Origin of the sequence: Caballeronia sordidicola, assembly GCF_002220365.1 — a bacterium.
Lineage (GTDB): Bacteria > Pseudomonadota > Gammaproteobacteria > Burkholderiales > Burkholderiaceae > Caballeronia > Caballeronia sordidicola_C.
The window spans coordinates 1-9,707 of record NZ_MTHB01000087.1 but is presented as its reverse complement, the minus strand read 5'-3'; the positions used below and the strand labels follow the sequence as shown (position 1 = coordinate 9,707).

Here is a 9,707-nt window from a genome sequence, read left to right as displayed (position 1 = left end):
TCGGTCTGGACGCTCTTGCGCATGCCGGTGAGCATCAATGCGATCAGTGCCGGCAAGGGCAATTTGCGACGACGTTGGAACGCCGTGGGATGCTCGGGATCGCAAGCAAGGTGACGAAACTGTTGAGTCTGAATATGGGCGGCGAGATCGGCAAACAGAGTGGGAAGAGACATGGGGCCAACGAAGATCAAAAAGATCCTCATTGGCCGCCACCCTGCTGGCGTCTAAAAAGACGCCAGCAGGGTGGCGGCCGCGCGAAGTGGCTTCACGTCAAGCGCTTTTTAACTCGATTGAGTTCCGGCGCGGCAGCCGCGCTTAACTTGGGTGGATTGAGTCACGACCGGGTGCTATCGCATCAAACCGTGCGACTTGGCGTAATCGCGCAGCGCGTCATTCATCCGCGTTTGCCAGCCTTCGCCTTGCAGCCTGTACGCGGCGATCACATCGCGGTCAATCCGCAGATTCATCTGTTCCTTGTTCGAACCGAGCGGGCGGCCACGGCCACGCTTCACCAGCACGCCATTAACGTGCTGGTCGGCCTTCTCAAAAAACGAATCCTCAAGCTCGGGAATCTCGTCATAATCCTGCGCCGTCAGTACTCGGGCGTCCGACTTAGCCAAGTCGCTCTGCATACCTTTTTTGCTCGCGGTCATTTGCCTTTCTCATAGAAATAACGTGACGGGCATCTCCACGTTGAGTCCACACCACGATCATCATTCGCTCTTCAAGCATGCCCACGGTGATGATGCGTTCCTCTGGATAATCGTATCGGTCGTCGATCTGGTCATAGGTCGGACCGGCAAAAACAAGTGCCGCATCCTCAAAGGCTAAACCGCGTTCATTGAACGTTTGGTCGCGTTTGACTTGATCGAATATGATTTCCATACTTATTATTGTATCCCCAATAAATAAAGAACGCAATGTTTATTTGTATCCCCGTATATTGCGTTCTCCTCGGCCAGACCACCCTTGATGGTATGGCTCGACGTCTTACACCTCGTTGGTGTCTTCCTCGGCGCCCACTTCATTGGCGTCTTCGTCCTCAATCTCATAGCTGTGCCCGGTGGCGGCTTCTCGGTTGGTCAGCACTTCCGGAATCCAGCGACTTTCCGAGAAGCGAATCTCGGCGGCTGCTGCTTCGTCCTTCTTCATCGAAGCGAGCGGGGCGGCAGCTTCGGGCGACACCGCGTTCGCTACAACTTCCACAATCCGCGCTTTCGACACGTGGTTCAGATACGTCTCACGTGTCGGTGTCCATTACTTCGCGATATCAACGTTGAGCACGTCGCACAGCTCGTTGATCGGGTGAGCGCTGTCCGTGCCGCTCACGCCGTCCAGCGTCGCGGCTACGCAGAAGGCAACGAGGTTGGCTGATTTCTTTGCGGTTCGAGACGTTTGCTCGACGGCGTGCTAGGTCGCTTTCGATGCGGCGGCAACGACCGTTTCGAAGTTGCTTTCGGCGACTTCAGTCGCTTGTCGGGTAGGGCGTTGGACCGTTTCGTAGAGTCCATTGGTGGCCGTGACAGTCGACTTTAGTGCTGCGACGACAGCTTTCGATCCAGCCGGCGCGTTCTTCGCCACATCGTCGACCAGCGTTTGCACCCGCTGGTTATGCGCCTGATATTGCACCTCCGCGAGCTTCGAGAATTGGGTTTGCGTCGCGCCCACAATCGCGACCAATACCCGCGAGCACCCGCACAACAACATCCGCATTGCGGACCAGTGTACGAAGTCGCGGCTCCCGCTTCGCTGCCTGCAGCAAGAGTTCGACGGCGAGTGGCATCAGGTCGCTCGGGCGCTGCGCAATGGCGGTAGAGCAATGTTCAGGATGTTGAGCCGATAAGAAGGATCCGCGCGAAACGTACCCACTTGGATGCCGTCGGTCAGCGCTTGGTGTGTCGCAGCAATCATCCGTATATCGCACTCAGGTGATTGCCGACGCGGCGCTACTCCGTTGATTCCGCCGCGCGAGGGCGCGAAACGTTGGTCCGAGCGCACGCCCGGCGCAAGCTGGCGAAATAAAGCAATCAACGGTATTGAACGAGACGGCCGAGAAGAATGGAAGGAGCAAAGTGACTACCACGGACGTTCACTAATTGAAAATACGATGTACGGATATAAAACGCTCACGGGGCATTATTTCTCGGCGCGCTGCATTGGTTCACAAGCGACGGAGGTCGCGATCCGGGTTGGCATCGTCAACCACATGGTCACACTCGCACGCCCGCAGTCCGTGCGCATTTCATGAATTTAAGATCGCGGGTGTACGCCCGCCTGCACTGTCGATTTTTGCAACAATGCCTTTCTCCCAGTGTACTGCACGATAAAATATTATTCTTTTTGCTAACCTCTCAGTTTCTTTTGCCGTTATCTAGAGAAGCCGCGCTGCGGTTGAGCTCGATGACATCCGTCGTTGAGCGCTATATCCGAAGAGGCACCCGTGGCAACAAGGTTTTCGCTCACAACCCGAATGACGGCATTTATCGTCATTGTCTGTGTCATCCTAGTTGGCGGAGAAATCTGGCGCAGCCTTGCTGCGCGCGATTTACAACTGCAGGAGATGACCTCTGCCTCTTCAAATCTCGCGCGCGCCATGGCTCAGCATGCCGAGAGCACCATCAAAGCCGCGGACACGACATTAGTTGGTACCGTCGAGCGTATCGAACAAGATGGACAAACCCCTTCGTCGCTGGAACGCCTGCATCGTCTGCTTGCTCCACGAGTGATCGAACTTCCGGAACTCGCCGGTATCTTTGTGTACGACCGTGACGGAAATTGGGTCACGAACTCTCAGCCCAGCCTCTTGACCGGATTGAACAACGCAGACCGCGAATATTTCATTTTTCATCGCACACATTCTGAGCGGGGCCCTCATATTGGCGTGCCTATACAAAGTCGCTCGACCGGCAAGTGGATCATTCCCGTATCGCGCCGTATCAATGATGCAGACGGACATTTCGCTGGGGTGGCGCTAGCTACAATCGATGTCGAGTTCTTTTCAAAGTTCTACGCGAGCCTCGACATCGGCACGGCAGGCGCAGTCGCCCTGGTCTTCGACAACGGAATCATGGTAGTGCGGCGACCGTTTGAAAACCGTTTCGTTGGAAAAAGTATTACGGACACCGGTCTTTTTCGTGCCCACCTGACGCAGGGTCGATCGGGTACGTTTCTGACCAAGTCTTCTCAAGATGGCATAGTCCGTCTCAACAGTTTTCGCAACCTCGAAAACTATCCCTTATTCGTCGCTGCGGCATTATCGCAAGACGAAATTCTCGCCAGCTGGCGCAGAGACACCCTCTGGCACGCGGTCGGCGTCGCTTTGTTGGTGCTCGTATTAGCGCTCTTTGGATTTCGACTGGTTCGACAAATCAAACTGCAAACCAGGACGGAACAGGACCTTGCCGCGAGTCTCGGAACCACGCGAGCAATCTTCGATACGGCGACCAACCCGATCATTACAATTAACTCCAAGGGGAAAATAGGTTCCTTCAACCCCGCAGGTGAACGGGCTTTTGGTTTTGCAGCGAATGAGATAGCAGGACGTAACATCAGAGCGCTCGTTCCCGAAGGCTACATTGACGCCTATAACGCCTACACCGCCCGGTTCGCGATCAATGGACTAGCCGATAGTGGAGGCGGGCTTGAACTGGCCGGACTACGGAAAGACGGCTCGATATTTCCGACACACGTTTCGACCGGATCGATGGTGGTCGCCGGTGAGCTTCAGTTTGTTTGTGTCATCACCGATATGACCGAACAACACAAACAGCGCAATGAACTCGCGGCTGCGCGCGACCAGTTGCAACTTGCAGCTGACACGGCCGAGCTCGGTATCTGGTCCTGGAATCTGGTCGATAGCGCAGTGCAGTGGAATGAGCGCATGTTTGACATCTATCAAACTCCCCGTGCGTTGAGAGCCTCAGGGTTGGTTTTCGAGCACTGGCGCTCGCGCGTGCACCCCGACGACATCGAACCTACGCTCTTGGCGTTCAACAAACTAATCGACGCGCAGAACGTTGCCATACCAAACTTTCGGATCGTTCTTCCAGATGGCCAAATCCGACACCTTCAAATGAGGGCTACAGTTGCACGAGACCCTTCAGGGAAGCCGATCGCGATGATGGGGATCAATCGTGACGTGACCGCGCAACAAAATCTGGAGACCCATCTTCGCATGGCCAAGGAACAAGCCGATGCCGCGAGCGCTGCGAAATCATCATTCCTCGCCAACATGAGCCACGAAATTCGCACCCCGATGAATGCGGTTCTCGGCATGCTGCATCTAGTGCAATTGACGGCGCTTAATATGCGCCAGCGCGATTACGTTAGCAAAGCGGAGATGGCCGCGAAGTCGCTGTTGAGTCTGCTCAACGACATCCTCGACTATTCAAAGATTGAGGCCGGCAAGCTGCAGCTGGATGTCCATTCTTTCGAGCTCGAGTCACTTGTGCAGGAGCTCGGCGTGGTGCTGTCCGGCAATCAAGGCGATAAAGAGGTGGAAGTGTTGTTCGATCTCGACTCCGCGCTGCCAGATCGCTTGATTGGCGACAGCCTCCGGCTTCAACAAGTGTTGGTCAATCTCGCCGGGAATGCGTTGAAGTTCACCCTTGCCGGACAAGTGATCGTAAGCGTCCAAATGCTGTCCTGCATGGGAACAACGGCTAACATTCGCGTCGCTGTGACCGATAGCGGTATCGGGATCAGCGAGGAACAGATGGCACGCATTTTTGAAGGCTTTAGTCAGGCCGAGGCTTCCACGACGCGACGTTTCGGCGGATCAGGCCTGGGCCTTGTCATCTGTAAGCGACTGATCAGCCTGATGGGTGGCGACCTGAAGGTGGACAGCCGGGTGGGCGTAGGTAGCCGCTTCTGGTTTGACATCGCCGTTGGCATCGACGAGGTATGCCCGCAAAGCGGCGTACCTGTGGGTCATAGCTCGATGGGTCACCGGTGCCTGCGCCTTCTCATTGCGGACGACAATCCAGTCGCCGGAAAACTGCTCTCCCGCACCGTCAACGCGCTCGGGTGGCACGCAGATTTCGTATGCGGCGGCGTCGACGCGGTCAAAAAAGTCGGCGAATCGCTAAATGAGCACGAACGTTATGACGTGGTGTTGATGGACTGGAAAATGCCAGACCTTGACGGGCTCAACGCCGCGAAGCTGATCCGTGCAACCAAGGGTCGCGTGCCGCCGCCCGTCGTCGTCATGATCACTGCCTACGGTCGCGAGGTGCTTGCCGACGCCCAAGACGGCGAAGACGCGCCTTTTGCTGGATTTTTGACCAAACCCGTGACACCGCGACAATTGGCTGAAACGGTCCTCGGTGCCTTGAACCAAAAGAGTGGACCGCCAAAAGACGCGCCTACCGTCGCTCCGACCTCGGCCGGCAGATTAATGGGCATGAAACTCCTGGTAGTCGAAGATAACGCCCTAAACCGTCAGGTTGCGGATGGTCTCCTCAGGGCGGAAGGCGCGAATGTGCACCTCGCCGACGGCGGCCTGGCGGGCGTGCAAGCGGTCGTGACGATGAAGGAGCAATTTGACGCCGTGCTGATGGATATCCAGATGCCGGATATCGACGGATTTGAAGCGACTCGACGCATTAGGTTGGATAACCGATTCGCTGCATTGCCCATCATTGCCATGACAGCCAACGCGTCGAATGCGGACCGCGAAGCGTGTCTGAAAGCGGGCATGAACGATCACGTCGGTAAGCCGATCAACCTAAATGCGCTGGTGTCCGTTTTACGAGCACACGCCGGGAATGAACGGGTCCATGCGGGCATTGAGCTTTCCACTTCGGCGGAAGCCTCCGCAGAGCAAGACGGTCTGATCGAGAATCGTACCTCCATCGCCGAACGGTTTGGTGGAAACGTGGATCTCATCGAACGTGTTTTAACCGGATTTGGGCCTGAAACGCAGAAGCTACTAGTCAGGCTAACGGACCACGTGGAGAGTGGTAACTGCACGGGCGCCGCCTCCGTATTGCACGCGATCAAGGGCAGCGCGGGAACGCTGGGTGCGAAGGTGCTCTCAATGCGGGCCGGTCAGCTCGAACATGATCTGCTCCACAGTGACGAGTCGGCCAAACTGGATCTGCTCACCCACGACTGCGTGGCCGAATTGACAGAGTTGCTGAGGCATAGCCTCGAACAACTTTGCGCCGCGTTCGGAAACAGGAGCGCCAGCACATCGCTTTCGAAATCCGACCCGCTGCCGAAGGACGAATGGAATACCCGCTTGCACGAAATTGTGCACTTACTTGAATCTTCCAACTTGCAAGCGATCGCGGCTGCCGAAGCGTTGTCCGATCGCACGCATAAAGCGCAGCGAATAATGTATGATGAATTTCTACTTTTTGTCAGGGGGTTGGATTTTGCCGTCGCGGCTGCAAAGGCACGGGTCATGTTAGAACACGGATGACCATACAGTCTATTTTTGAGAGTTGGCCGCAGCATCTCCATCGACGGCCAAAGCTCCTGATCGCGGACGATCAGCCGATCAACATTCGGGTGCTCCACGAGCTTTTTGCCGGCGATTGCGACGTTTTTATGGCTACGAGCGGCGCCCAAGCGATCAATCTGTGTCAGCGGGAATTGCCTGACCTCGTTTTGTTGGATGTTGTGATGGACGACATTGACGGACACGAGGTTTGCCGCCTACTCAAAGCCGATCCGCTCACCAGCGCCATACCGATTATCTTTATCACGTCGCAGAACCGTGAAGCGGATGAAGTCATGGGTTTGCAACTGGGTGCGGTCGATTTCATCACGAAGCCGATCAACCGGGTGATTGTGCGCGCGCGGGTGGGCTTACATCTCACCTTGAAAATGCAGGGAGATCTACTGCGCGCAAACGCATTGCTTGACGGGCTTACGGGTGTTGCCAATCGTCGTAAGTTCGATGAAGACTTTCATGCTGATTGGCGACAATGTCTGAGAGATCGGGTGCCGTTGTCATTGATCTTGCTCGATATCGACTATTTCAAGCGCTACAACGACCATTACGGGCATCAGGCGGGAGATGCGTGTTTAATGGCGGTTGCTACTGCGTTGTCGAAAACCATGCGACGACCCTATGACTCGATAGCGCGCTACGGAGGAGAAGAGTTTGCCTGTCTGTTACCGAAGACGGACTTGGTCGGAGCAGTAAAACTCGCAGAGACTATGCAACGCCAAGTCCGTGCACTGGGCATCGAACATCGAGGATCACAGGTCGGACCGGTTGTGACCATTTCGTTGGGGGTTGCAACAGCAGTGCCGAGCGAGAATCTCGAGGCCTGCGACCTTTTAGAAGCAGCCGACAAGCACTTGTATCACGCAAAGCGTACCGGCCGCGCGCGGGTGTGTTCGAGCCATACCGGACTGTAGCTGTCGGGACCGCGCGGTCGGCTTAACCGCCGTGTTTCGCGGATCCGAGCGTTCCTCGCCGGCAGGCTAGCTGCGCCCGGAGGCTAACTACGTATGCCCTATGGCCTGCAACTGTGCTCGCACATGGGCTTGTAGGTCGGCCGCGATTAAAGGTTTGGTTATGTAGTCGGTAGCACCGAGTCTCAACGCATCTAATTTGAGCGCCGGCGCGTCGTGACTTGTTACGAAAATGACTGGTATGGACGCAAGCGTTGGATCCGCCTTGAGCGCTTCGCAGACATCAAATCCGGTCATTCCTGGCAAATTCGCGTCTAGCAAAATAAGATCTGGCACCACTTCTTTTGCTAGTGAAAGCGCCGTCTCACCCGACATCGCAAACCATTGGTCGGGAAAATCGTTGAGCATTCCGCTCATGGCTTGAATTATCAATGGATCATCATCGACCAAAAGAAGACGTGGATTATTGGATGGCATCTGTGAACCCTCGATATGAATAACTATCATACAATTATTTATATTTGTTAGTGATTTGATTTAAGTAAGCTAGCGATACCAAAGTGCCCAGAAAAATTCGACGCTGCGTTAAACGATGTGAAATGGCCGATGTCCAAAAAATAGCAGTGCCCGCCGTGTTAGTCGATTTATCGCCGACGAAGAACTAAACACTCCGCCTGCGCCCGTGACCATCATTCCAATCGTCGGTCCGTTGAGAGAGCGACGGAATTACAGTATCGAGGGCGACGACGTCTGCTTCAGTGAAGGTGGGCGGATCAACACTTCCGAAAATCTCCTAAATGCGAAAGCCCTTTTTTTCTCTGCGACTTCAGTAAGGCTCGCTTACTGTCGATAACACGTCTGTTGTCGCTGCATGGTGTCATGGCGACCGGGCGCCGTAACTCGGATATGGAGACGACCATGAAATAGATTCTTGCTGCCTTTGGCATTCTGATTTGCGTTGCAACCGTGGCTCAGGCCTGCCCGGCACGTGCAATCCCTCACGGCGGCCCCCGGCGGCACGAACTCGCACCACAAGGGCGACTGCTGCTCCTGTGGACAATTTATTGCAAGCTTGAAGTCTATTGCGGTTAGGCTTCGCGCTCCCCTTTACATCCTCAACCAACAAAGCCCATGAAAAAAATCATTCTTGCTCTCGCCACCGCTGCCGTGACGATCGGTTCAATTGCCCCGGCATTCGCCTATCCGCACCATCGCGAATGTCACAAGGTGCGGGTCCACCATCACTGGGAACGTCACTGCCGGTAGCAGCCAAAACAATGCGTAACAAAAGTGCCGCGTCTACCGACGTGGTTCTCAGCAAGTCTTTTGTGCTCGCCGGACTGATCCAACCGGATGCTGGGGATGTGAAAATCCTAGGCGGCGCGGCGGCCGACACCGATCGGAGCATGATCGGCTACATGCCGCAACGCTTCGGTCTGTACGAAGACCTGACCGTCATCGAAAATCTGAAACTCTTTGCCGATCTGCGCGGCCTGCCCCTCGAAGAACACGAAAAGAATTTCGCACGCCTGCTCGATTTCACCGACTTGAAGCGCTTCTCGGGCCGGCTGGCGGGTAAGCTCTCGGGCGGCATGAAGCAAAAGCTCGGACTAGCCTGCGCAATGGTGCGTACGCCAAAATTGCTACTGCTCGACGAACCCGGCGTCGGCGTCGGCGTCGATCCGGTCTCGCGGCGCGAATTGTGGGCGATGGTCCGCGACCTCGCCGGCGACGGTATCGGTGTGCTGTGGTCGACCGCTTATCTCGACGAAGCCGAGAAGTGCGATACGGTCACGCTATTGAGCGACGGTCGGTGCCTGCATGCAGGTCCGCCGGGTGACCTTACCGCGCGAATGGACAACCGGATGTTCCGTATCTTGGTGCCGAGCGCGGAGCGGCGCGTCATCCTGCGCCATGCACTCGATCATCAAGCGATTTCGGACGGGTCGATCCAGGGCGAAGCCATCCGCCTTACCCCTAAGCCGGCAGAGCCGGAACCAAACAGGTAGTACGATCACGGATGTACCGATAGCGAGGTGAGCGATCATGGCTACGCAGGCATTGACTGATCGATACGCGGCGAACCTGTACGGCGTGCTGTCGTGTTACGACCGAATCATCATCACCGGCACACTGCCCGGGGCATGCTATGCGGGTGGAATGACGAGTTTTCTGTACGCCAAAGGCATCCGAATTTTCGACTACGCGCGCTTTGCCGAGCCACTGCGCGAACGTATCCGCCAGCGTGCGCAGGATGTCTGCGCGGCCGCGGGCGTCGAGATCGAGCATGTCAGCAAGCGCCACATCCGCAAGGAAGACCTGGTCGCGCGCGTACTGGC

9 protein-coding genes and 2 pseudogenes are annotated in these 9,707 nt (G+C 56.0%); 5 read left to right on the top strand and 6 right to left on the bottom strand.

Features of this window, described 5'->3' with window-relative positions; genetic code table 11:
• Positions 1-347: 347 nt before the first annotated feature.
• The 5 genes and pseudogenes from BSU04_RS13610 to BSU04_RS45375 form a co-directional block, all read right to left on the bottom strand.
• Entirely contained in the window at positions 348-620 is a 273-nt protein-coding gene (locus tag BSU04_RS13610; RefSeq protein ID WP_373452830.1) for a BrnA antitoxin family protein, read from the bottom strand.
• Positions 613-885 (bottom strand): BrnT family toxin, encoded by a 273-nt coding sequence (locus BSU04_RS13605; protein ID WP_089161088.1) that lies wholly within the window; start codon positions 883-885, stop codon positions 613-615. The genes BSU04_RS13610 and BSU04_RS13605 overlap by 8 nt, the downstream gene beginning before the upstream one ends.
• A gap of 105 nt (positions 886-990) precedes the next feature.
• Positions 991-1,206 carry a hypothetical protein gene (locus tag BSU04_RS13600; protein WP_144021230.1) on the bottom strand — a complete coding sequence of 72 codons (216 nt, stop codon included), beginning with the start codon at positions 1,204-1,206 and terminating at the stop codon, positions 991-993.
• A gap of 204 nt (positions 1,207-1,410) precedes the next feature.
• A complete protein-coding gene (locus tag BSU04_RS46425) occupies positions 1,411-1,707 on the bottom strand; it encodes a hypothetical protein (RefSeq protein WP_179258314.1) in 297 nt (98 codons plus the stop codon).
• Positions 1,655-1,920 (bottom strand): annotated as a pseudogene (locus BSU04_RS45375) (sigma 54-interacting transcriptional regulator); the annotation flags it as partial. The gene BSU04_RS46425 and the pseudogene BSU04_RS45375, both read right to left, overlap by 53 nt.
• Positions 1,921-1,939: 19 nt before the next feature.
• Here BSU04_RS45375 and BSU04_RS45370 point away from each other — a divergent pair.
• From BSU04_RS45370 to BSU04_RS13580, 3 genes and pseudogenes are all read left to right on the top strand, one after another.
• Positions 1,940-2,248 (top strand): annotated as a pseudogene (locus BSU04_RS45370) (IS5/IS1182 family transposase); the annotation flags it as partial.
• Positions 2,249-2,470: 222 nt separating this feature from the next.
• On the top strand, positions 2,471-6,424 hold the full coding sequence (locus BSU04_RS13585; RefSeq protein WP_089161085.1) for a response regulator: 3,954 nt from the start codon (positions 2,471-2,473) through the stop codon (positions 6,422-6,424).
• Positions 6,421-7,371, top strand: a complete 951-nt coding sequence (locus tag BSU04_RS13580; RefSeq protein ID WP_089161084.1) for a diguanylate cyclase domain-containing protein — start codon at positions 6,421-6,423, stop codon at positions 7,369-7,371. Before BSU04_RS13585 ends, BSU04_RS13580 begins: the two co-directional genes overlap by 4 nt.
• An 87-nt stretch (positions 7,372-7,458) precedes the next feature.
• On the opposite strand, the gene BSU04_RS13575 is transcribed toward BSU04_RS13580, so the two are convergent.
• A complete protein-coding gene (locus tag BSU04_RS13575; RefSeq protein WP_089161083.1) occupies positions 7,459-7,845 on the bottom strand; it encodes a response regulator in 387 nt (128 codons plus the stop codon).
• A gap of 851 nt (positions 7,846-8,696) precedes the next feature.
• Here BSU04_RS13575 and BSU04_RS13570 point away from each other — a divergent pair.
• Positions 8,697-9,377: an ABC transporter ATP-binding protein gene (locus BSU04_RS13570; protein WP_256982679.1), complete on the top strand. Its 681-nt coding sequence runs from the start codon at positions 8,697-8,699 to the stop codon at positions 9,375-9,377.
• Positions 9,378-9,414: 37 nt separating this feature from the next.
• The coding region (locus tag BSU04_RS13565) for a hypothetical protein (RefSeq protein WP_218827282.1) at positions 9,415-9,707 on the top strand (293 nt) is incomplete at its 3' end.